Annotated in this window: 17 protein-coding genes; 10 read left to right on the plus strand and 7 right to left on the minus strand. The window is 67.4% G+C overall.

The window, feature by feature from the left end; all coding sequences use genetic code 11:
• Positions 1-250 precede the first annotated feature (250 nt).
• A complete protein-coding gene (locus tag VXC91_RS08830; RefSeq protein WP_329506393.1) occupies positions 251-1,531 on the minus strand; it encodes a dihydrolipoamide acetyltransferase family protein in 1,281 nt (426 codons plus the stop codon).
• Positions 1,524-3,713, minus strand: coding sequence for an alpha-ketoacid dehydrogenase subunit alpha/beta (locus VXC91_RS08835; RefSeq protein WP_329506395.1), 2,190 nt, complete (start codon positions 3,711-3,713; stop codon positions 1,524-1,526). The genes VXC91_RS08830 and VXC91_RS08835 overlap by 8 nt, the downstream gene beginning before the upstream one ends.
• Before the next feature lie 131 nt (positions 3,714-3,844).
• Here VXC91_RS08835 and VXC91_RS08840 point away from each other — a divergent pair, with 131 nt between their 5' ends.
• From VXC91_RS08840 to VXC91_RS08850, 3 genes are all read left to right on the plus strand, one after another.
• Positions 3,845-4,348 carry a VOC family protein gene (locus tag VXC91_RS08840; protein WP_329506397.1) on the plus strand — a complete coding sequence of 168 codons (504 nt, stop codon included), beginning with the start codon at positions 3,845-3,847 and terminating at the stop codon, positions 4,346-4,348.
• A gap of 6 nt (positions 4,349-4,354) precedes the next feature.
• Positions 4,355-5,086: a GntR family transcriptional regulator gene (locus tag VXC91_RS08845; protein WP_329506398.1), complete on the plus strand. Its 732-nt coding sequence runs from the start codon at positions 4,355-4,357 to the stop codon at positions 5,084-5,086.
• 320 nt (positions 5,087-5,406) lie between these two features.
• Positions 5,407-6,783: an NADP-dependent succinic semialdehyde dehydrogenase gene (locus VXC91_RS08850; protein WP_329506399.1), complete on the plus strand. Its 1,377-nt coding sequence runs from the start codon at positions 5,407-5,409 to the stop codon at positions 6,781-6,783.
• 220 nt (positions 6,784-7,003) lie between these two features.
• Here VXC91_RS08850 and VXC91_RS08855 read toward each other — a convergent pair whose 3' ends face one another.
• The 5 genes from VXC91_RS08855 to VXC91_RS08875 all read right to left on the minus strand — a co-directional run bounded on the left by VXC91_RS08855 (position 7,004) and on the right by VXC91_RS08875 (position 13,600).
• Entirely contained in the window at positions 7,004-8,422 is a 1,419-nt protein-coding gene (locus VXC91_RS08855; RefSeq protein WP_329506400.1) for an FAD-binding oxidoreductase, read from the minus strand.
• A 407-nt stretch (positions 8,423-8,829) separates the two neighbouring features.
• Entirely contained in the window at positions 8,830-9,540 is a 711-nt protein-coding gene (locus tag VXC91_RS08860) for an enoyl-CoA hydratase/isomerase family protein (protein WP_329506401.1), read from the minus strand.
• A gap of 120 nt (positions 9,541-9,660) precedes the next feature.
• Positions 9,661-11,088, minus strand: a complete 1,428-nt coding sequence (gene pntB / locus VXC91_RS08865; RefSeq protein ID WP_329506419.1) for a Re/Si-specific NAD(P)(+) transhydrogenase subunit beta — start codon at positions 11,086-11,088, stop codon at positions 9,661-9,663.
• Positions 11,089-11,111: 23 nt separating this feature from the next.
• A complete protein-coding gene (locus VXC91_RS08870; RefSeq protein WP_329506402.1) occupies positions 11,112-12,671 on the minus strand; it encodes a Re/Si-specific NAD(P)(+) transhydrogenase subunit alpha in 1,560 nt (519 codons plus the stop codon).
• 119 nt (positions 12,672-12,790) lie between these two features.
• Complete coding sequence (locus VXC91_RS08875; RefSeq protein WP_329506403.1) at positions 12,791-13,600, minus strand: SDR family NAD(P)-dependent oxidoreductase; 810 nt, start codon at positions 13,598-13,600, stop codon at positions 12,791-12,793.
• Between the two features lie 307 nt (positions 13,601-13,907).
• Between VXC91_RS08875 and VXC91_RS08880 the strand changes: the two genes are divergently transcribed.
• The 7 genes from VXC91_RS08880 to VXC91_RS08910 all read left to right on the plus strand — a co-directional run bounded on the left by VXC91_RS08880 (position 13,908) and on the right by VXC91_RS08910 (position 22,573).
• Entirely contained in the window at positions 13,908-14,222 is a 315-nt protein-coding gene (locus VXC91_RS08880) for a hypothetical protein (protein WP_329506406.1), read from the plus strand.
• Positions 14,223-14,294: 72 nt separating this feature from the next.
• On the plus strand, positions 14,295-14,870 hold the full coding sequence (locus tag VXC91_RS08885; RefSeq protein WP_329506408.1) for a carboxymuconolactone decarboxylase family protein: 576 nt from the start codon (positions 14,295-14,297) through the stop codon (positions 14,868-14,870).
• A gap of 405 nt (positions 14,871-15,275) precedes the next feature.
• A complete protein-coding gene (locus VXC91_RS08890; protein ID WP_329506409.1) occupies positions 15,276-16,805 on the plus strand; it encodes a 4-hydroxyphenylacetate 3-hydroxylase N-terminal domain-containing protein in 1,530 nt (509 codons plus the stop codon).
• Between the two features lie 152 nt (positions 16,806-16,957).
• A complete protein-coding gene (locus tag VXC91_RS08895) occupies positions 16,958-17,818 on the plus strand; it encodes a cupin domain-containing protein (protein WP_329506411.1) in 861 nt (286 codons plus the stop codon).
• A gap of 143 nt (positions 17,819-17,961) precedes the next feature.
• Positions 17,962-20,934, plus strand: a complete 2,973-nt coding sequence (locus VXC91_RS08900) for a BTAD domain-containing putative transcriptional regulator (protein ID WP_329506413.1) — start codon at positions 17,962-17,964, stop codon at positions 20,932-20,934.
• A 100-nt stretch (positions 20,935-21,034) separates the two neighbouring features.
• The gene (locus VXC91_RS08905) at positions 21,035-21,574 is read left to right on the plus strand and encodes a flavin reductase family protein (protein WP_329506414.1); all 540 of its coding nucleotides are present in this window, start codon (positions 21,035-21,037) and stop codon (positions 21,572-21,574) included.
• 105 nt (positions 21,575-21,679) lie between these two features.
• Entirely contained in the window at positions 21,680-22,573 is an 894-nt protein-coding gene (locus tag VXC91_RS08910; RefSeq protein ID WP_329506415.1) for an NAD(P)-dependent oxidoreductase, read from the plus strand.
• Positions 22,574-22,754: the final 181 nt, after the last annotated feature.

Here is a 22,754-nt window from a genome sequence, read left to right on the forward strand (position 1 = left end):
CCTCCGTGGGTCATGCGGTCCGCGCCTCGGCAGAAGCCCGCCGTGCGTGTTCAGTGTAATCGCACACCGCGGACAGGCGTGCGGACACCGAGGGACGGCGGGACTTGCCCGGTCGCGCCCGCCGGCCCGGCCACCGGCGGGCTGTCGTCATCAGCAGCGACCCGGCGGCGCTGGTCCACCGCCGAGGATCGCCGGCGCGGACATGGTCCCGTTCATGTCGTGTTCTCCTCGCCTTCGAGTTCGCCGGCACTCACACCAGGATCCGGAGGGGGTGTTCAAGCACGTTCACGAAAGCCTGCAGCCATTCGGCCGCGGTGGCGCCGTCCACCGCCCGGTGGTCGACGGCGAGAGTCAGCCGCAGAACGGACGCGACGGTGACCGCACCCTCCTGGACGACGGCCTCCTGCCGCACCGCGCCGACGGCCAGAATCGCGGCCTGTGGCGGATTGATGATCGCCGCGAAGTCCTCGGTGCCGTACATGCCGAGGTTGGTGATCGAGATCGTGCCGCCTTCCAGCTCGTCCTGCCGGAGTCTGCGCTCCTTCGCACGGGCGATCATGTCCTTGGTCGCCGTCGCGACACCACTCATCGACAGGGAGTCCACCCCGCGGACCACCGGCGTGACCAACCCGCCCTCGGTGGCAACGGCCACGGCGATGTCGACGTCCGAGAAGTGCCGGACGGAGGTGTCGTTCCACTGCACGTTCATCGCGGGAACGATCACGTGGGCGGAGGCGATCGCCTTGACGAGCATGTCGTTGATCGACACCTTCACGCCGAGGCCGGCGTTGATCTGCTGCCGCAGCTCGAGCAATGCGTCGACGCGAGCCCCGGCCCGTAGATAGAAGTGCGGCGTGTTCTGCTTGCTCTCCGTCAGCCGGCGGGCGATGGCCGCCCGCATCCGAGTGTTGGGCACGTCCACGAATCGCGGAGCCACCACCGGAGTACCGATGCTCTGGTTGTCGGCCGAGGCCTCGGCCGGCGACGTTCGCTCCGGCGCCGCCGACCCGGCGATGGCCGCTTCGATGTCGCGGCGCCGGATTCGTCCGTGCGGGCCGGTCCCGACCACCGCGTTCAGATCGACGCCGGACTCGCGGGCGAGACGTCGCGCCAGGGGGCTGGCGAAGACGCGCTCGCCCCTGTCGGGCGCCGCGTCGGTGGGCGCCGGTGCGACCGTGTCCGCCGGCGTCGCCGTGGCTGCCTGCTCCGGTGTCGACGTGGTGGGGTCAGGCGCCGGTGCTTGCCCGGCACCCAGCGACGCCAGCACGCCGTCCACTTCGGACGCCGGCTCGTCCGGTTTCCCCCACACGGCGATCGGGGCACCCACCTCCACCGTCGATCCCGCGTCCACCAGAAGCCGCAGGAGAACGCCGTCGTTCTCGGCCTCCACCTCGACCACGGCCTTCTCGGTCTCCACCGTGACGATCGGTTCCCCCGCCGCATATGGAGTGTTCAGCTCGACGTTCCAGGCTTGCAGGACCGCCTCCGGGGTGTTGGCGGCCACCTCGGGCATGCGCAGAATCTCAGCCATTGTTCTGCCCCCGCGAGAACTCGCGCAGCTTGGCGACGACTTCCTCCCTGGATGCGAAGGCGGCGCGCTCCAGCACCTTGCTGATGCTGGGTGACGCCTCACCACCTGTCACCCGCTCGATCGGGGCGTCGAGCCAGTCGAAGAGCCGGCGCTGCATCTCGTCCGCCAGCCAGCCGCCGTAGGAGGTGCCGACGGCGCCCTGCTCGGCGATGAGCACGTTGTTGGTCTTCCGGACCGACCGGGCGATCGTGTCCCAGTCCAGACTGGCCCGGTCCAGCCAGCGCAGGTCGATGACCTCGGCGTCCACCCCGACCTCTTCGACGGCCTCCAGGACGGCCGGTGTCATCGCCAGATAGGTCAGGATGGTCAGGGCCGCTCCCTCGCGGCGTACGGCGGCCTTGCCGACGGGAAGGCAGTGGTCGTAGTCGTCCGGCAGGCCGGGACCGGTCGAGTTGTACAGATCCACGTGTTCGAGAACGACGACCGGGTCGTCGCACGCCAGGGCCGTGTTCATCAGGCCGACGTAGTCGAACGGTGTCGACGGTGCGACGATGCGCCAGCCCGGTGCGGTCGCGAAGATGCCGGCCGGGTCCATCGAGTGTTGTGATCCGTACCCGGTACCCATGGCGACCTTGCTGCGCAGGACGAACGGCACCTTGCCCTCACCTCCGAACATATGGCGGGCCTTTCCGATCTGGTTGAACAACTGGTCCGCCGCCACCCACATGAAGTCGGCGTACATGAACTCGACGATCGGGCGGAACCGGCCGTCCAGGGCCAGTCCGCCGCCGAGGCCGGCGAACGCGTTCTCCGAGATCGGGGTCCCGATCACCCGGTCGGGGAACGCCTCGCTCAAGCCGCGGGTGGCGCCGTTGGTTCCGCCGTTGAGCCTGTGCACGTCCTCGCCCATCACGACGACGCGCGGATCGGTCTCCAGGCGGCGGCCCATCACGCCCGCGACGGCGCCGACGAACTTGACATCGGTCAGGGTGCCGGCGAAGTCCTCGGCGTCGGTGAACTCGATCCCGGCCAGCTCCGACAGGTCGCCGCGGACGCCTTCGTCGACGAACGCGGGATCCGGCCACTCCGAAGGAATGATGCGTCGCTCACCCGGCTTGCCGCCCGGGCGCGGTTCCAGGATGACGTCGCCGAGTTCCGACATCAGCGCCTTGGCGCGCTTGACCGTCTCCGCGACCGCCTTCTTGGTGAGGATTCTGCGCCGCACCAGGTGCCCCGCCAGGGTGTCGATCGGGTCGCGGGCCCGCCACTGGGCTTCCTCCTCCTTGGTGCGGTACCGGAACGCCGAGCCGGGGAAGGGCCCGTTCTGGTGGAAGTAGCGGTACACATCGGCTTCGATCAACGTCGGACCCTTGCCGCTGCGCATGTGCGCGAGGGCCTGCTGCGTCACGAGGTGCACGGCCAGCGGATCCATGCCGTCGACCTTCCAGCTCCGGATGCCGAAGCCCGGACCGCGGCCGGACAGCCGGGGTTCGCCGGTGACCTCGGACACATGGGTGGAGACGGCGTACAGGTTGTTCTCGACGAAGAAGCACATGGGCAGCGACCACGCCGCCGCCAGGTTGAGAGTCTCCAGCGTGGAACCGATGTTGATCGCGCCGTCGCCGAAGAAGGTGAAGGACACCGCGTCGGTGCCGGCGTTCTTGTGGGCCCACGCGGACCCGGCCGCGAGCGGCACCCCACCGCCGACGATCGCGTTGGTGCCGATCGCGCCGGCCTCGTGCCACTGGAGGTGCATGCTGCCGCCTCGACCGTGACTGAAGCCCTGGTCCAGTCCGCAGATTTCGCGCAGCGTACGCAGGAGCACGACCCGGACGTCCTCGGGGAACGGCTTCGTCGGGTCGATGCCCTTCGGGTGCAGATGGGCCAGCGCCTTGGCCAGGAACTGGTGATGGCCACGATGCGATCCGTTCACGGTGTCGTGGGACGTCAGCGTGAGGCACGCGCCGACAGCGCCGCCCTCCTGGCCGATGCTGGAGTGCGCGGGGCCGTGGATGAGCCCGTCCGCGGCCAGCTCCAGGACGTACTCCTCGAAAGTCCGGATCAGCACCAGTTGGCTGTACATCCCCGTCAGAAGGTCCGGAGCCGCGGCGTCCCAGTCGTCCTGGGTGACGACGAACTCCGACCACGCGGCGTTCGCTTCGAGTATGTGTTCGGCAGGCATCGCAAGCCCCCTTCAGTCGACCGGAGTGCACCGACCCTGCCACAAGATTGGATCCAATAACAAGACCCATCTCGACTTTTGGCGCTCATGGCGCCACTATGGATGCACTTTGGATCCAAAGGAGGAGAGTCATGGCTCTACCCGGTCTCACGCGCCTCGACCACATCGGGTTCACGGTGCCGAACCTGGAGCAGGCGCATACGTGGCTCGTGGACGTCCTGGGCTGTGAGTACATGTACTCGCTCGGCCCGTTCGGCTCGTCGGACGACTGGATGTCGGAGCACCTGAACGTGGACGCGCGCACGGTGATGCGTCAGCTGCGCTTCTACCGGTGCGGAGAGCAGGCCGTGTTCGAGGTCTTCGAGTACCAGGCGGAGGAGCAGCGGACGGCCGTCCCGCGCAACAGCGATGTCGGCGGTCACCATGTCGCGCTGTACGTCGAGGACCTGGACGTCGCCGTGGCGTACCTGAGGGAGAGGGGTGTGCCCGTGCTGGGGGAGCCGACCGTGAGCGCGGGACCGTCGCAGGGGCAGCGGTGGGTCTACTTCCTCTCACCATGGGGGATGCAGTTTGAGCTGGTGTCCTATCCTGACGGCAAGGCATACGACCGCGCCCCGTCAGATTTTCAGAGGTGACCGCACTTGAGTCCTGCGCACGCTCGCGATCCGCGCGGGTCGGACAGTGTCAGGAGTCAGCACATCGCCGGCATCCTCCGCGACGAGATCCTCGCCGGTGATCTGAAGCCCGGCACGTGGCTGCGGCAGGACGAACTCGCGGCTCGGCTCGGCGCGAGCCGGATTCCGGTCCGTGAAGCCTTGCGGATCCTGGAGTCCGAGGGCCTCACCGAGTCGTTCCCCAACCGCGGGGCGCGGGTTCCCGTACTCAGCATCGAGGACGTGAACACGTACTACCGGATGCGCGAGCGACTGGAGCCGCTGACTCTGACCGAGAGTCTCTCCCACCTCTCCGACGACCACCTGGCCCGCCTGGAGCGCATCCAGGACGAGATCGAGAACCAGAGCGACGTCAACCGGTTCCTTCTCCTGGACCGCGACTTCCACATGACGACCTATTCGGGTTGTCCCAGCGCCCCGCTGCTGGCCATGACGGAGCGGCTCTGGAACTCCACCCAGCACTATCGCCGTGCCTTCATGGTCCTCAAGGACCCCGACCGGGCGATGATCGTCAACGCCGAACACCGGCTGATCCTCGACGCCGTGCGACGGCGCGATCCCGAGGACTGCGAGCGGTACCTCGCCGGCCACATCCGTCGCACCAGGGTCGAACTCACGGCCCACCCGGAGCTCTTCGTCGCCGACGAGGGCGCGAGCGGAAGCCTGCGGCTTCCTGAGCGGACGAGCGGACTCCGTTAAGCCGGTCCGGGATTCGGTCGACGCGGTCAAGAGGTTCGGCCGGTCGAGACTCGGACGGGCCTGCTGAACGGCGCGTCGCCGGGTGGGGGCTGGTGCGCCACCGGGACACCACGATGGCGAATCCGGTCATGGGCGACCGACGCGCACGGTCGACGCCCTCATCGCTCTGCCCTGGTTCCAGTCGACCAGGAACGTGAAATGTATCCAACCGACCATTCATGAACCGTGTTTACGCCAGAAAAGTCTAGTGCACCATGGTTCGAGGACCTAAGATGGATCCAATCGAGCCTCATTGGTGCCCACGTCACGAGGAGAGCGCCGTGCCCATCGCCACCGTCAACCCCGCTACCGGTGAGCTCATCGAAGAGTTCGCCGCCCACACCAGGGAACAGGTCGGCCAGCGACTGACGCGAGCGGAGGCCGCGGCCGCGACGCTCCGTGCGACCGACTTCGACACTCGCGCCCGGTGGATGCGGGCTGCCGCAGACCTGGTCGAGGCCGACGCGGCCCGGACGGCGCGAATGCTCACGATCGAAATGGGAAAGCCGATCGCGCAGGCCCGCGCCGAGGTGCTCAAGTGCGCACGCGCGATGCGGTTCTACGCCGACAACGCAGAAAGCCTGCTGGCCGACCAGCCGCTCGCCGACCCGAGCACGGTCAACGCTTCGGTTGCCTACACCTGCTACGCGCCCCTCGGCGTCGTCCTGGCGGTGATGCCGTGGAACTACCCGATGTGGCAGGTGATCCGCTTCGCCGCGCCCGCGCTGATGGCCGGTAACGTCGGCCTGCTCAAGCACGCCTCGAACGTGCCGCAGACCGCGATGTACCTGGACACGCTCTTCGAACGAGCGGGCTTCCCCGCCGGATCGTTCCAGACCCTGCTCATCGGAGCCGCCGACGTCGAAGCGGTGCTCCGGGACCGGCGGGTCGCCGCCGCCACACTGACCGGATCCGAGCCGGCCGGCCGGTCGGTCGCGGCTGTCGCGGGCTCCGAGGTGAAGAAGGTCGTGCTGGAACTGGGCGGGTCCGACCCGTTCATCGTGCTGCCCTCCGCCGACGTCCGCGCCGCCGCCCGAACCGCCATTGCCGCTCGCACCCTGAACAACGGCCAGTCCTGCATCGCGGCCAAGCGGTTCATCGTTCACACGGAGGTGTACGACGAGTTCGTCGAGGCCTTCGTCGCGGGCACCAAGGCGCTGACCGTCGGAGATCCGCTCGACGAGGAGACCGAGATCGGGCCGATCGCCACCAGGTCCGGCCGCCGCGAGCTGGTCGAACTGGTCGACGACGCCGTCGCGAAGGGCGCCGTGCTGCGGTGCGGCGGGTCGGCCGTGGGCACCGAGGGATGGTTCTTCGAGCCGGCGGTGCTGGAGGAGGTCACCCCCGCGATGCGGGTGTACCGCGAGGAGGCGTTCGGGCCGCTGGCGGTGGTTCACCGTGTCGACGGCATCGAGCAGGCCGCTGCGCTCGCCAACGACACGACCTTCGGTCTCAGCTCGTCGGTGTGGACCACCGACCCGGACGAGGAGCGTTTCCTGATCAGCAGCCTCGAGACCGGTGCCGTCTTCGTCAACGGCATGACCGTCTCCTACCCGGAACTGCCCTTCGGCGGTGTGAAGGACTCCGGCATCGGCCGCGAGCTCGCCGCGGAAGGCATCCGGGAGTTCTGCAACCTCAAGACGATCTGGAAGGGCTGACGCCAACCGTCGGATTCCCCGGGCGGCGGGCGAATTTGCGAGGGGCCAACGGCCTGCTGCTGGTGCAGGGTCTCTCCGGGGAAGGCGGCGTCGTCATCGGCGTACTGGCCCTCCCGGAGGCCCGGGGCCGGCAGATCGCGTGGATCCGACGCCCTCCATCGCGCATGGCGGAGGGGCGTCACACGGCGAGCGGCTCGTGTGACGCCCCTCCGGTGTGCTGTCAGCCGGCGGTACCGGGCGTGATGTTCTTGTTGAAGCGGAGCAGGTTACGAGGGTCCCAGGCGGCCTTGACCGAACGCAGCCGTTGGTGCTTGGCGTCGCTGCCGTGCACTCCACGCCGCCACTCTTCGCCGAGGTCGTCGGTGAGGTTGGCATAGCCGTTCGTCAGCGCGTGCGGCTGCATCGCCTCGGTGAGGGTCGTCGCCCAGTCGTCGTACCGTGCGTCGGCTTCGGGTGCGTCCCACTTGCAGATGGCTTCCCACAGCCAGGCGGCTCCCGCACGGGAGAAGGCCATGGCGTCCTCGTCGGCGTCCTCGGAGATCGCGCCGCCCATGAACGATATGTTGATCGAGTAGATATCGCCGGGTTTCGCCGGCACGGTGGCGACGTGCTCCAGCAGCACGTCGATGGCGTCGCCGGACAGCGCCGGCAGGTACCCGCCACGCAGGTTCATACGCATGCCGTAGGGGGCGACGGCGTCGAGCATGCTGTTCGCCTGGACCCACGTGGTCTTCGTGACCAGGTCGGCCAGCGGCCGGCCGAGCGCGGCGAGCGGCTGGACGACCTCATCGGCGGTGGCCAGATCCCCGGTGTAGACCACGACGAGAATCAGCACCGGCGTCCCGTGCACATCCTCGGGCAGCATCGGCAGCGGGGGAGCATCGGCGATCGCGACCAGCAGGCCCAACTCCCGCGGGGCTGTGGCCAGGTGCGCCGACAGCTTGCCCAGGACGTCGGCGGCCTGGTCGAACGGGAAGATCAGCTGCCCCGCGACGACGTCGGGGCCGACGGGGTGCGCACGGTACTCGAACGAGGTGACGACTCCGAAGTTGCCGCCCCCGCCGCGCAGCGCCCAGAACAGCTCGGGGTTCTCAGTCGCGTCGGCGCGGACCTTGCGGCCGTCCACGGTGATCATGTCGCAGGCCAGCAGATTGTCGACGGTGGCGCCGTGGCGGCGCATCAGGAAGCCGATGCCGCCGCCCAGGGTCAGCCCGGCGACGCCGGTGCTGCTGACCGTTCCGGCGGGCACTGCCAGGCCGTGCTGCTGTGCGGCGGCGTCCATCTCGCCGAGTTTGACGCCCGGTTGGGCCCGCACCACCCGGGTCTTCGGGTCGACGGTGATCGCCCGCATCGCGGACAGGTCGATGACCAACGCCCCACCGGGCATCGCATAGCCGTCCGAGCCGTGCCCGCCGCCGCGCACGGCCACCGGTATGTCATGTGCGGAGGCGTAGCGGAGCACGGTCGCGACGTCCTCCTCGTCGGCACACTGTGCGATCAGCGCGGGGCCCTTGTCGGCGGCGCGGCCCTGGTACACCGCACGCGCCGCGTCGTACTGGTCGTCACCGGGCCGCAACACCGTGCCGCGGAAGCCGGTGGGGAAGTCGGAGTGGGAGTGTGGTTCTGTCGATGCGCTCATGGGGGACCCCCTTGCAGGGACGTACGAGGTGATTGGGGAATGCATGGCTGGTTGCCGGTTGCCGGTTGCTTCGGCACGGCTCGTGTGAGAGGACCCGGAGGTCTCCAGCACGATGTCGTAGGGGACTTGGCCTCGGCGCGCAGGACCTTCATCGGCCCGGCAGCCGGCCCGCGTCGTACTGACCCTCCGCCACCAGCGCGGCCTGTGCACCATGGATGTGCTCGCGGACGCTCTGGGCGACGTCAGCAGGTCTTCCATCGGGAATGTCGTCCGCGAGTCCCGCCCGCTCCTCCAGCAGGCCGGCGACGTGTCCACACCGGGATCGACCCGCTACCGCACGGCAGCCGGCTTCTCGCTGTCGCCCCCGCCAGCCCGGACACGCCCACAGGTTGACTCTTCAGGGCTTCTCAGTGGTCGAAAAGTTCGATGAAACGAGGCAGCGACGCGTCGAACGCGTCGTCGTACGACATCGATGCGAACTCGTAGAGGGAGCGACGGCCAGGGGCACCTGCGTCAGCCGCCCTCAGTGCGTTATCGAGCCACTTCTGGGCGACGACGGCTGCTTGGCCGGCCTCGACCACGGCCTGCACGAGACCGACCTCGCGAGCCCTCTCGGCGGTGAACGGCTCGCCGGAACCTATGTTCTCCATCGCACGGCGCGGCCCGATCCGATGAATGATGGGCACTTGCGCGATCATCGGCCACATCCCGGCGCCGACCTCCACCGTGCCGATCCGCGCACTGTCCACTGCGACGGCGAAGTCGCAGGCCGCGACGAACGAGGCGCCCCCGGCGAGCGCGTCGCCGTTGACGGCAGCCGCGACAGACAAACCCAGACGAGGGAAAATCCGGAGGGTCTCCATCAATGCCTTGCCGAACGGCGCTGGGTCTGCACCCGCTTTGATGGGAGCGATGTCGAGGCCGCCGCAGAAGGTCTCACCTGCGCCGGTGAGGAGGACGGCGCGGATGTCCGGGTTGTCGTCACACTCCTGCAGCCGGGCGCGGATGTCGGTGAGGATGCCTGGGTTCAGCAGGTTCCGCTCGCCATTGTGAATGGTCAAGATGCTGGTGGCACCGACCACTTCTTGCTCTACGCCGCCGCTCCAGACGCTGTCCACGCTATTCATCATCCGGGTCCTCTCACTTCGTTGACTGTTCGTCGAAAACGACGCGTCCGATTCCTGGCATGTCGGCCCTGCTGCGCCGCGATGCGTATCTACTGCGTCCTCGCCCAGGCATCAGAGGACTCGGAGGATGTCTTCGACGCGGTCCTTGGCGTCGCCGAAGAGCATGGAGGAGTTCTCGCGGTAGAAGAGCGGGTTCTGGACGCCGGCGTAGCCGGAGGCCATGGAGCGTTTGAAGACGACGACTTTCTCGGCGTTCCAGACCTGGAGGACGGGCATGCCGGCGATGGGTGAGCCGGGGTCCTCGGCCGCGGCCGGGTTGACGGTGTCGTTGGCGCCGATGACCAGGACGACGGCGGTCTTGTCGAAGTCGTCGTTGATCTCGTCCATCTCCAGCACGATGTCGTAGGGGACCTTGGCCTCGGCGAGCAGGACGTTCATGTGGCCCGGCAGCCGGCCTGCGACCGGGTGGATGCCGAAGCGCACGTCGACGTCCCGGTCCCTGAGTTTGCGGGTCAGCTCGGCGACGCCGTACTGGGCCTGGGCCACGGCCATGCCGTAGCCGGGGGTGATGATCACGGAGTCGGCCGACCCGAGGAGCTCGGCGACGCCCTCGGCGGTGATCTCGTGGTGTTCGCCGTAGTCCTTGTCGTCGGCCGGGCCGGCCTCGATGCCGAACCCGCCGGCGATCACGGAGATGAAGGACCGGTTCATCGCCTTGCACATGACGGAGGACAGGTAGGCACCCGAGGAGCCGACCAGGGCGCCTGTGATGATCAGCAGGTCGTTCTCCAGCAGGAATCCCGACGCCGCGGCCGCCCAGCCGGAGTAGGAGTTCAGCATCGAGACCACGACCGGCATGTCACCGCCGCCGATCGAGGCGACCAGGTGCCAGCCCAGGGCCAGCGCGACGATCGTGACCGCGATCAGCAGCCACAGGGCCGGGTTGATCACGAACCACGTGGTCAGCACCGCGAACGCGGCCAGGGCACCGAGGTTGAGGTAGTTCTTGCCGGGCAGCATCAGCGGGGACGACTTGATCCGTGCCGAGAGCTTGAGGAAGGCCACGATCGAGCCGGTGAAGGTGACCGCGCCGATGAAGACGCCGATGAACACCTCGCCGGAATGGATCCCGAGCAGTTCCTGAGCCTCCAGCACCTTGGCCTCGGCACTGACCGTGCCGCCCAGGGTGGACTCGACGTGCAGGTAGCCGTTCCAGCCCACCAACACCGCGGCCAGACCCACGAAAGAGTGCAGCAAGGCGATCAGCTCGGGCATCCCGGTCATCTCAACGACCCGGGCCCGCCACAGCCCTATCGCGGCACCGACCGCCATGGCGCCGATCATCAAAGCCAGACCGACTCCGGAGATGTCACGGTGGACCGCCAGCGCAATCGTCGCGGCCAGGGCCACCGCCATGCCGCCGATGCCGAAGGTCTTGCCGGCCTTGGCGGTCTCGTGGTGAGACAGTCCGGCCAGCGCCAGGATGAAAAGCAAGGCCGCGACGATGTAGGCAGCCGCCGAGGCGGTCTCGACAGTCATCAGATCAGACATGGCAGGGCCCTTCAGCTTCTCGAGAACATGGAGAGCATCCGGCGGGTCACCGCGAATCCGCCGAAGATGTTGACCGAGGCCAGCAGGATCGCGATCGTCGAGAGCACGGTCACCACCGTGCCGTTCGGGGTCTCACCGTGCCCGATCTGCAGCAGGGCGCCGACCACGATGATTCCCGAGATCGCGTTGGTCACGCTCATCAAAGGCGTGTGCAGGGCGTGGTGCACGTGCCCGATCACGTAGTAGCCGATCACGATCGCCAGCGCGAACACCGTCAGGTGTCCCAGCAGTGCCGACGGGGACAGGGCCGCGAGCAGGAACAACACCGCGGCGCCGACACCGACCACTGTGTACCGCCGTTGGATCGACACCGGTGGCTCTGTCCGGGGGCTGGCCGGCTTCACCCCGGAGGGCGCGGAGGCGGCAGCGGCTGCCAGCGCGGCGGACACCTGGACCGGCGGCGGCGGCCAGGTCGACTCGCCGTCGCGCACCACGGTCATCGACCGCTGCACCACGTCGTCGAAGTCCAGCGCCAGTCGGCCGTCCTTGTCCGGGGTCATCAGCTTGATCAGATTGACCAGGTTGGTGCCGTACAGCTGGGACGCCTGCGCGGGCAACCGACCGGGCAGGTCGGTGTAGCCGATGATCGTCACACCGTTGTCCGTGACCACCGCCTGGTCCTTGACCATGCCCTCGACGTTGCCGCCGCTCGCAGCGGCCATGTCCACGATCACGCTGCCCGACCTCATCAACGCCACCATTTCCGCGGTGATCAGCGTCGGGGCGGGCCGGCCCGGGATCTGTGCCGTCGTGATCACGATGTCCATCTCCGTGATCCGGTCGGTGTACAGCTGGGCGGCGCGGGTGTTGTAGTCCTGCGACATCTCCTTGGCATAACCCGTCGCCGACACCTCCACCTCGCCGGCATCCTCGGGCTCGACCGAGAGGTATTCGCCGCCCAGCGACCTGACCTGGTCGGCGACCTCCGGCCGCGGGTCGGTGGCGTACACGATGGCCCCCAGGCTTCCCGCCGCACCGATCGCGGCCAGACCCGCCACCCCCGCACCACAGACCAGCACCTTGGCCGGCGGCACCTTGCCCGCAGCCGTCACCTGACCGGTGAAGAACCGGCCGAAGACATGAGCGGCCTCGACCACCGCCCGGTAGCCCGCGATGTTCGCCATCGACGACAACACGTCCAACGACTGCGCCCGCGAGATACGCGGCACCGCATCCATCGCCAACGCCGTGATCGGCCGCTTCGCCAGGTCCTCCACCAGCGCAGGGTCCGACGCCGGGCTCATGATGCCCATGACCGTCGCACCCGGCTTCAACCCGTCCAACTGCTCGGACGAGAGAGCGTTCACCCCGAGCACGACGTCCGCTGCCAGCGGGTCACCGATCCTCGCACCGGCCCCGGCATACGCCTCGTCCGGGAAGCTCGACAAGGCACCAGCACCCGGCTCCACCACGACGTCGTACCCCAGCTTCACCAGCTGGACCACCGTGGCAGGAGTCGCGGCAACGCGCGTCTCGCCGCGGCGGGCTTCGCTCACGATTCCGATCAGCATTCCCAGAACTCCAGGGTGTCGATGTTGCAGAGCACTCGGTGGATCCTCGCGTACGCAAGCCAGGAGCGCCATCCAAGGCGAGTGCGGACCTTGGACGGCGCTTGCCTTGGGGCCTGAGATCAGGCGACGGGCTTCGACAGCCCGCCGTCGACGCGCAGCACCTGACCGGTCACGTAGGAGGCATCGTCGGACGCCAGGAACGCCGCCGCGGCGCCGATTTCGGCGGGCTCGGCCCAGCGGTCGAGGCGAATGCCAAGCCCCTTGGCCATGCCGGCCCGAACCTCTTCGGCGCTCTTGCCCTGCTGCTTGCCCATGGCCTCGGTCTTGGTGAGCCAGCCCTCGGTCTTCGTCATTCCGGGGGAGATCGCGTTGACCCGGATGTTGCTGGCCGCCGCCTCGGTCGCCAGGTAGCTCGTGAGCGCGACCACGCCCGCATTCACGATGGCCGTAGGACCGGTGTTGGGAATCACCGCGTGTGCAGTGGCGCCGACAACGTTCACGATGTTGCCGCTGCCGGTCCGGCTCAAGAACGGGAGAGCGGCCTGCGCGACGCGAAGGAACCCGATCAGCTTCGTGTCGAAGGCCGCCGCGATGACGTCCTCGTCGACCTTGTCCAGGGCGGACGGCGCGAGCTGCGGCCCTGCGTTGTTCACGAGGATGTCAAGGCTGCCCTGCCACGCGTGCACCTCGGCCAGCACGCTGTTGACGGAGTCCGCGTCCGTGACGTCCGCCACGACGGGGAGCACGTTCTCCGCGCGCGATCCGGCGGTGAGACGACCGGCCGCAGCCTTTACGGCGGATTCGTCCCTGGCCGCGATCGCCACCTTGGCACCACGGTCGAGCAGCGCCTGGGCGATGGCGAAGCCCAGGCCCCGACTACCACCGGTCACGAAAGCCGTGCGGCCCTCCAAGTTCCAACCTGCAGCCATGTTCGGCTCCTCCAGTCAGCGGTCCATTCCTTGCTGCGGAGAGTCGATCCGAAGCGCCGCGGCCACGGCAAGCGCGGTTAACGGCGGGTTCACAAGGGGGCTGACGGGCCTCCTCGTTCCTTCCCGGCGGTTAACGGGGTGTGTCGCACAATGGCCTGCACTCAGCCGGCTCCGAGGGTCAAGGAGGGATGGGTGATGGAGGTCCGGGACCTCGAAAGTACCCCACGGGAGACACGGGCAGGTGATTGCTGCCGCACCGACTCCCGAGGCGGACAGTGACGTGACGTCCGGAGCATTGAAGGACACGATGAGCCGGCCAGAGGGAGAACCTCGGCCGGAGTCCCCCGGGGTCACATGGAGCGCGGCGCTGCACGGTGCCGTACGGGGCAGGGCCCTGGGGCAGACGACGACGGCGGCCCTGACCGTCGGGTCGATTCTGTTCATGGTGAACCTGTACTCGCAGCTCGTGGACGGTCCGTTGACATGGGCGTTCACCCTGCGTGTCGTCCTGACGTTCCTGGTGCCGTGGCTCAACGCGACGCTGGGGCTCGCGATCGGCCTGCGGAAGGCCGGCGCGCCACCCCGGCACCGGTCCGGGCCTGCGGATACCACCACTCCCTGAGAGTCAGCCCCAACCCCACACCGAGCCGGCCGCATCCCGGCAGGATTCGTCGAAAGGTATTTCATGTCGCTGGTGCCGCTTCTGACGTCCGAGCAGTTCTCATCGGCCGACCAACCCGCTCTCGAACAGGCCGTGAATACCTACGGCGAAGTGCTGAACACCTGGGCGGGCATCGGCAACAGTCCCGGATTGCTCGCCACCTACCTGCCCTTCCTGGGGCGGCTCAACGGCTCCGGCGCCCTGGACGGTCGGGTGAAGGACCTGGTCGCCGTACGCGTTGCCGTCCTCAACCACTGCCGCTACACGGCGAGTCACCGCTGCACCTCCGCGCTGGCCAAGGGAGTGCAGGTGGACGAACTCGCGGCCGTCGCAGACGGCGAGCTCAAAGTCTTCAACGAGCGGGAGCGGCTGGCTCTTCAATTGGCCGAGGAAATGACGATCGACCTTCCCAAGGTCTCCGTGGAAGACGGCCGGACCGGCGTCTCGACGAGTGTCCGCGACGATGTGGAGCGGGCGTTCAGCGCGGCCGAACTGGTTGAGCTGGTCATGTGCATCAGCATGTGGAACGCCCTGTCGCGCTTCCACCGTGTCATGGCCTTCGAGCTCGACATGCCGGCGCCACCCGCACCGGTCGAAGCCCGCCTCTGAACCGGGCGGTCTCCTCGACTTCCGCGACCTCCCGAACCGGCCCGGGCCCGCCGTCCGGCAGCCGATCGAGCCGGCAACGCCGGTCCGGAAGGGCCCCCAACGAAACCGACAAGGGCGCGACTTCGCGATTAACGCCCTGCTAACATCTCGCGGCTAAACTGCAGGGAATCAACTGCCGACCCCCCCCATCTTCTGGGCAGAATGTGCTTTCGCCGATTCGCATTGAGCAGTCCGAATGGTCAGTCGATTGCAGCATGATTTCTCAGCTTTTGACGCCTCGAGGGCAAGCCACAAATGGGTTCGTGGCAACTCCCAAGCGACTTTCCGTCGAATGGTATTTGCCTGATGAACCAACAAGAACAGGCCGTGTACGACGGCCTTCGGTGAACGAGAAGGTGGAACTTGATGCGAACTGGCGACCAGTACTTGGAGTCCCTCAGGGACGGGCGCGTTCTCTGGGTCGGCGGTGATCGGGTCGATGACGTCACGACGCACCCGAAGACCAGCGCGGCGGCCAAGACCTTCGCGAAGTTCTACGACCTGCATCACGAGCCCGAGCTGCAGGACATCATGACCTTCGTCGACGACGACGGAGTACGTCGTTCGATGATGTGGTTCAAGCACGAGGACGCCGAGGGGTTGCGGCGCAAGCGTGTGTATCTGGAGACCGTGGTCCGGGAGCTCGCCGGCGGATCGATCGGGCGCACCCCGTGCGCCAACAACTACGGCCTGGTCACCTACGAAGAGGACCCGCAGCCGTGGAGCGACCAGTCCGTGGGCACCGGCGGGCGTGACCTGACCGTGGGCATACGGGAGTTCCTGGATCTGGTGAAGGAGGGCGATCTCAACTGCGCCTTCGCCTTCATCGACCCTCAGGTCGACCGGTCCAAGCAGCACGCGGCCTCGACCGCGCTGCGTGTCGTGGAGACGCGCGACGACGGCATCGTGGTCAACGGTGTCAAAGCCGTCGCCACCGGTGTGCCGTTCGCCGACTACATTCACATCGGCGTCTTCTACCGCCCGGGAATCGAGGCCGAGCAGGTCCTTTACGGCGCCTGTCCGGTGAACGCGCCGGGCGTCACGATCGTCTCCCGCGAGGCGACGGTGCGTGACGACGCCGATAACCACCCGATTTCTTCGGCCGGTGACGAGCTCGAATGCACCGTCATCTTCGACAACGTGTTCATTCCGTGGGATCGTGTATTCCACATGGGAAATCCCGACCACGCTTCGCTGTACCCGCAGCGCATCTTCGACTGGACGCACTACGAGTCGCTCATCCGGCAGATGGTCCGGGCCGAACTCATGGTCGGACTCGCGATGCTGATGACCGAGCACCTCGGCACCTTCCAGATTCCGCCGGTCCAGGCGCGCGTGGCGCGTCTCGTCGAGTTCTACCAGACGATGCGAGCCCACGTGATCGCGTCCGAGACGGAAGGGTTCATCTCGCCGTCGGGGCTCTACAAGCCGAACGTTCTGCTCTTCGACTTCGGCCGGTCGTACTACCTGGAGAGGTACGCGGAAATGCGGAACGAGGTGGTCGACCTTGCCGGCCGCGCCTCGCTCCTGTTCCCCACCGAGGAGCAGTGGAACAACCCCGAGCTTCACGGCTGGTTGGAGCCGCTGCAGTCAGGTGCGGTCGGCGAGCCCTACGACCGCGTGCGCATCTCGCGCGTCATCCGTGACCTGTTCCTCACCGACTTCGGCGACCGGGTGAGCACCTTCGAGCAGTTCAATGGGACCCCGATGCTTCCCACTCGGATGCACACGATGAAGCGCTCGGAGCTGTCACCCTCCGGGCCGCTCACAGAGCTTGCTCGGAAGGTCTGTGGCGTTCAGAAGCCCGGCGCCCCCGAGGTGACGGCTTACACCGAGCAGGCCGAATATGCCCGACGCCTTGACGGCGCACGGCTTGAGGGCTCACAGGTCCGCTGAGTCGACGACGGTGCGGGGACGGTTCGTGGTCGCTGTCGGCCGCGAACCGTCCGCCCTCACCGTTGCCCTGGGCGGAAGCCCGATGAGGATCAGCAGTAGCTGGGCGAGGGATGCCGGCCCTGGCACCTTCGCGTGTGGACGGAGAGAAGGACATGGCTTATTACATCGCACGTGCGGCGGACCGGAAGTTCTTCGATGTCGAGGGTGTGCCGGGTCTTCGGCAGGCGCTCCTGGTCGGGCATGAGCAGGGTGCTGCTCACCTGGAAGTGAGCTTGTACGAGCTGGCTCCCGGGGCGACAACGGGCTGGGCTCGCTGCCCGTTCGAGGAGTCGTGGTTCATCACAGGCGGATCCGGCGAAGCAGCCTTTGCCGGGCTGCGCTACGAACTTGGTTCCGGCGACTACGGTGTGGCGCCTGTCGGCATCGCCCACTCGCTCTCCGCCGGTGATGAGGGACTGACATGGCTCGGGGTGCGCGCACCGAAGCCTCCGACGTTCGACGGAGCCCGCAGCAGCATTGCCGCCAAACCCTCTCCGGGTGAGAATCTCGGTCGCCCGTCCGAGACCGACCCCCGGCATCGCTTCGTCGGGCACTTCGAGGACTCGGACATGGCCCCGTACGCGCAGATATCGATGCCCGGCTACCACGGTCCCAACGTCAAGAACATCAGCATCAGGATGATGGTCGACCAGCTCCTGGGAGCACAGCATCACACCGTCTTCGTGTGCGAGATCGCACCGAAGTCCGGCCCGGGCAAGGCGGCCAAGGTCCACTACCACCCGTTCGAGGAGATCTACTACTTCACCGACGGCGGGATGCGGGGGACCCTCGACGGCAACGACGAGGTCATCGAGACCGGTGATCTTGTGTGGGCAGGCACCAACGGCACACATGGTTTCGTCAACGAACGGAACGAGCCGGCCCGCTGGATCGAAGTGCAGTCGCCGATTCCTCCGACTTCGGACGGGTTCTTCTTCCCGGACGACTGGCGTAAGGTCCCGGATGAGCACTGAAGATCACTGAGGATCACAGTCACTGACGAGCACTGAGGAGCACGGAGGCTCGACGATCGATGGGTGACTCCGATTCCGATCGACCAAACGGCTCGAAGGCGCCAGGTCGCCAGCATCGCGCGGTCATCAGACGGAAACTGGCAATGCCGGAGCCGGCGAAAGGCGTCGTCGTCCGCGACAGGCTCAGTCAACGGTTGAGAGGGCTGCTCGACCGCCACACCGTGGTGAATGTCTTCGCGACAGCCGGGGCCGGCAAGACCACGGCAGTGGCCCTGGCCGTCAGTGACCTCGACAGGCCCGTCGCCTGGCTGTCACTCGACGGCACGGAGCAGGCGGCGGGCCGCCTGCTCGTCTATCTCGAGGCGGCTGTCGAGGCCGTTGTCCCCAGTGCAGCCGATGTGGCGACTGATGCCCTGAGCAGCAGTCTCCACATCGGTGAGGCCGCCGGACTGCTGGCTGAAAGCCTCCAGGGGAGCCGGCTCATCCTCGTGTGCGACAACGTGGAACGAATCGCCTCCGACGAGACCTGCATCGCCGTGCTGTCGTCCTTCGCTCGCTACCTGCCGTCCGGCGTGAACCTGGTCCTGATCTCGCGCGTCGACGTCCGCCTCGACTTGGGCTCGACGAGCGAGCGTGACCGGGTGGGTGAGCTGGTCGAGAGCGATCTGTCCTTCGACGCCCAGGAAGCCGCCGCAGCACTACGAACCATCGGCCGCGCGGACGTGAATCCGGCTCAGGCGGTGGCGGCGACGGCGGGCTGGGTCACCGGCGTCCTGTTCGAGGGTTGGCGTCACGCACAGTCTCGCGAGCTGGATCCCGACTCGCTGCGGTCCTATGTCGCAGCGAACGTCTTCAACTCACTCTCCCCGGCTGAAAGAACGTTCCTCGTTCACACCAGTCTGCTGGAGGAGGTGTCGGCCCAGGGTGCCCGCGCACTGGGCCAGGACAACGCGGCGCAGGTCATGGCGGACCTCCGCGCCCGGCATATGCCCGTGACGTGGTCCTCGGACGGTTCCCGCATGACACCGCACCCGGTGTTCCGCGACTTCCTGCTCGAGGCCCTGGGACGGGAGAACGCCAAGACACTCGACGCGGTGCGACGCAGGCACGCCGAAGTCCTGATCGCCAGTGGCGCGCACGAGGAAGCCGTGGAGGAGTTGCTCCGGCTCGGGGACCTGGAGGCCGCCGGGCGGCTGGCCGCCGCGGCCCTCCCCAGCCTCGTCGCCCGGATGGACTTCGCGCCGGCGGCACGCTGGCTCGATGCACTCGAAGCCTTGGCCACGACTCCGACCCCCGAGATCGGGTCGGTCATCCTGCGCGTCGCGTTCGCACTGGAGCAGTGTGATCGCGGGGTGGCACTCGTCGATCGCCACGGATACGACTGGCTACCCAAACCGGAGACCCCCGAATGCGAGGAGGCCCACGTCCTGGCCTGTTGGTGCCTTTGGCACTCCGGTCGGATCGATGAGGCGCGGTCCCTGGCCGATCGGCTGCCACCGAGTCGGAACCGGCTCATCGCGCAGACATTCATCGCGCTGGCCACTGACGAGGAGCCGCCATCTTTTCCCGAGTTCTCGACCACACCGTCCGGCCCCCTCGACGGCTTGCTGATGCGGCTTGCCTTCTTCCGCGGTCGCCTTGAAGGACTCGACGACCCGGGGTCGTTCGATCCGTGGCGCACGATACTCGGCGGCCCTTGGGTCGTCGCCGCACTGCGCGCCACCGGGCGACTCGACGCCGCGATGTCGATGTTCGAGCCTCGCCGCGGTTCATCGCAGCCGGTCTGGTTGCATGCCGTCGACGCCGTCGATCTCATGCTCGACCTCGGTCGCGGAGAGGAGGCCCGCGCGTCCATCAAGCAAGGCAGAGAGCTCATCGCGGCAACCGGCTCGAAGGTGTACAAGAATATGAGCCTGCTGGTCGAAGCCAAGTTGTGGCTGCGCCTCGAAGCCGAAACACGACGCGCCGACCGCGTACTGGCGGAGGCGACTGCCAACGGAGCCTTGGACTACACCCTCACACGGGAGACGTGGCAGATGTGGTCGGGTCTGTCGCTGCTTCTGCAAAACAGAGATGCCGAGGGGCACGAGCAGCTTGCGGAATGTCTCCGGAGCATGCAGAAGGGAGACCGTCATCTCGATCTCCCGACGGCTGCCGTGTACCTGGCAGAAGCGCAATGGCGTCTCGGCCTCGAGGACGAGTCCGACGCCACGGCCGACCTCGCGATGGTCTCGGCATCGACCCACGGAACACAGCACTTGCTGCTGACAGCCCTGGCGGACATGCCATCGGTCGCGGCCAGAGCCGCGGACACGAAGTCCAGCCGGATGTCACCCTGGCACGAGATCCTCGCGACCCTCTCGGGCCAGCATCCGATCCGCGTGAACGTCACTACGCCCCGGCTCGTTCTCGAAGAGTTCGGCGAGCCGGTCCTCACGATCGACGGAAACGCGACCCAGCCCCGGCTGACGAAGAGTCTCGAACTCCTCAGCTATCTGCTCTGGGCGCCCAACCGGAGAGCGACACGCGAGGAGCTTCTCAGGGCGCTCTTCAGCGGCCGCAACGATGCCGCCGGGCGCAGCTATCTGCGGCAGGCGCTCTACCGGCTTCGCGAGGCACTGCCCGAGGGCCTGAGCCCGGTTCAGGACGGCGATGCCTTCCAACTGGTCGGCGCCGCACTGGCGATGGGGTCGGCGCAACAGGCGGTCGACCTCATAGCTCAGGCCGGGAGACAGGACGGAGAGATCCGTCTCCAGACGTTGTTGCGTGCCCTCACCAGTGCCGAGCGGGGTCCCTACCTGGCGACCATCTCCAGTGAATGGGTCGCCGAGCGCCGCGAGGCCATGGCCGAGACCTTCGTGTCGGCGCGGGTCGACGCAGCCAAGCTCGCCTATCGAATGAACCGTTATCGCGAGGCGAAGGGACTGGTCGACAGCGTGCTTCGCGAGGATCCGTACCGCGAGCAGGCCTGGCAGCTGGCCATCCGGCTGGCGCATGCCAGCGGCAGCGATGACGGCGTGCTGGCGCTCTACCAGCGGTACATCGCTCGGATGCGGGATCTCGGAGTGCCGCCGTCCGACGAGGTGCGCCGGCTGGTCATGCAAGTGCGCCGATAGCGCGGGCCGATTTCGCATCGATAAACACGCCATGGGACACACTCGACCACCTGGTTACACGAAATGCTCGGCCACCTCGTCACAGGCATCGGAGGGCATCATGGGTGCATCGACCGCGCAGGACATGCGTGCCACCTATCGCGGAGCAATGTCGCGGTTCACGACCGGCGTCACGATCATCACCACCAGGACTCCGGACGGACCCGCAGGGATGACGGCCAGCGCTGTCGCGTCCGTTTCACTGGATCCGCTCATGCTGCTGGTGTGCGTGGGCAATACCCTTGCGACGAGGAACGCGATCTCCGAATCCGGAGTCTTCGCGGTCAGCGTCCTCTCACGGAGCCAGGAACAGCACGCGCTTCGGTTCGCGAGCCGGTGTGAGGACAAGTTCGCCGGTCTCGGGTTGCGCACCGACCACGACCTCCCGGTACTCGAAGGCGCCGTCGCTCACTTCGCCTGCAACGTGAAGGAAGAGTTCGCCGGGGGAGACCACACGATCTTCGTCGGCCAGGTCGTCAGCTGCGGCTACGCCGTCGACTCGGACCCGCTCGTGTACTTCGGCGGGAAATTCGGCAGCCTCTGCGATCTCAGTTCCCACGCGCAGCTGGCGTTCGAATGGCAGCTCGCTGCATCGATGTAGCGACGACCGATGGTGGCGCCCGGGCGGCCACCGCGTCCCCTCGCGTTGACGGCCCGGTCGCAATCAACAACCTCTTGCGCGCGCAGCGCACCTCATTCTCAGGAGATGAACGTGGACGTATCCGTGCTGGGTCTCGGTCAGATGGGATCCGCCATTGCCGAACGGCTCATCGGCGCGGGCCACAAGGTCAGCGTCTGGAACCGGTCGAAGGGCAAGGCGGACGACTTGGTGGCCGGTGGCGCCTTCGAAATGGACGCACTCTCCGAGGCGTGGGCCCGGTCGGACGTGTGTATCACGATGGTGGCGGACTCCCATGCTTTGGCCGAAGTCGCACTCGCACCGCACGGCGGGCTTGTGCACGCAGCGGCCGGCAGGGGGAAGACCCTCATCGACATGAGCACGGTCTCGGCGGAGGTCTCCGGATACGTTGCCGCTGCGGCAACGGCCGGCGGCGTCAAGTACCTGCGCGCTCCGGTGAGCGGAAACCCCGGTGTCGTGCGTGCCGGCAATCTCACGATCGTCGCCTCGGGGGACGAGGACGTCTTCACGTCCGCCGAGAGCCTCCTTCGTGACATCGGCCCTCATCTGTTCTACGTCGGTGAGGGGGATGCCGCCCGAATCATCAAGCTGGCTCTCAACCTCATGGTCGCCGGGACGGCCGAGCTCCTCGCCGAGTGCGTCGCGCTGGCCGAGGCCCACGACGTACGGCGGGACAAGCTTCTGGAGGTCGTCGGTGCCTCGGCGGTGGCGTCCCCGTTGGTGAAGTACAAGATCGGGCCTCTCCTGGCGAACGACTACACATCGACGTTCAGCTCGCGGCTGATGCGCAAGGACCTGGACCTGGCCCTTGAGGCGGCGGCCGCCGGAGGGGTTCCGCTGCCGGTCACGGGTGTCGTGCAGCAGTTGCTTCAGGGGTGCATGTCGACGGGCCTGGGCGAGTTGGACTTCATGGCGCTCCTCATCCGTCTGCAGCGGGAGGCGGGTCAGACCTCTGACTGAGCGGCCTCGCTCCAGGTTGATCGCCGCCCCGATCTTCGCTGGAGCCCGGCCGGGTGGAACGCCCCGCGTCGTGGGTGCCACCTATATGCAACACGGTGTCACAGTATGACGACGCATCCGACGTCGCCCGGAATCTCGTTCACGACATCATCGGGTTGGGCGGCGCCGGCCCGATCTCATA

Origin of the sequence: Streptomyces chiangmaiensis (genome assembly GCF_036281785.1) — a bacterium.
GTDB lineage: Bacteria > Actinomycetota > Actinomycetes > Streptomycetales > Streptomycetaceae > Streptomyces > Streptomyces chiangmaiensis.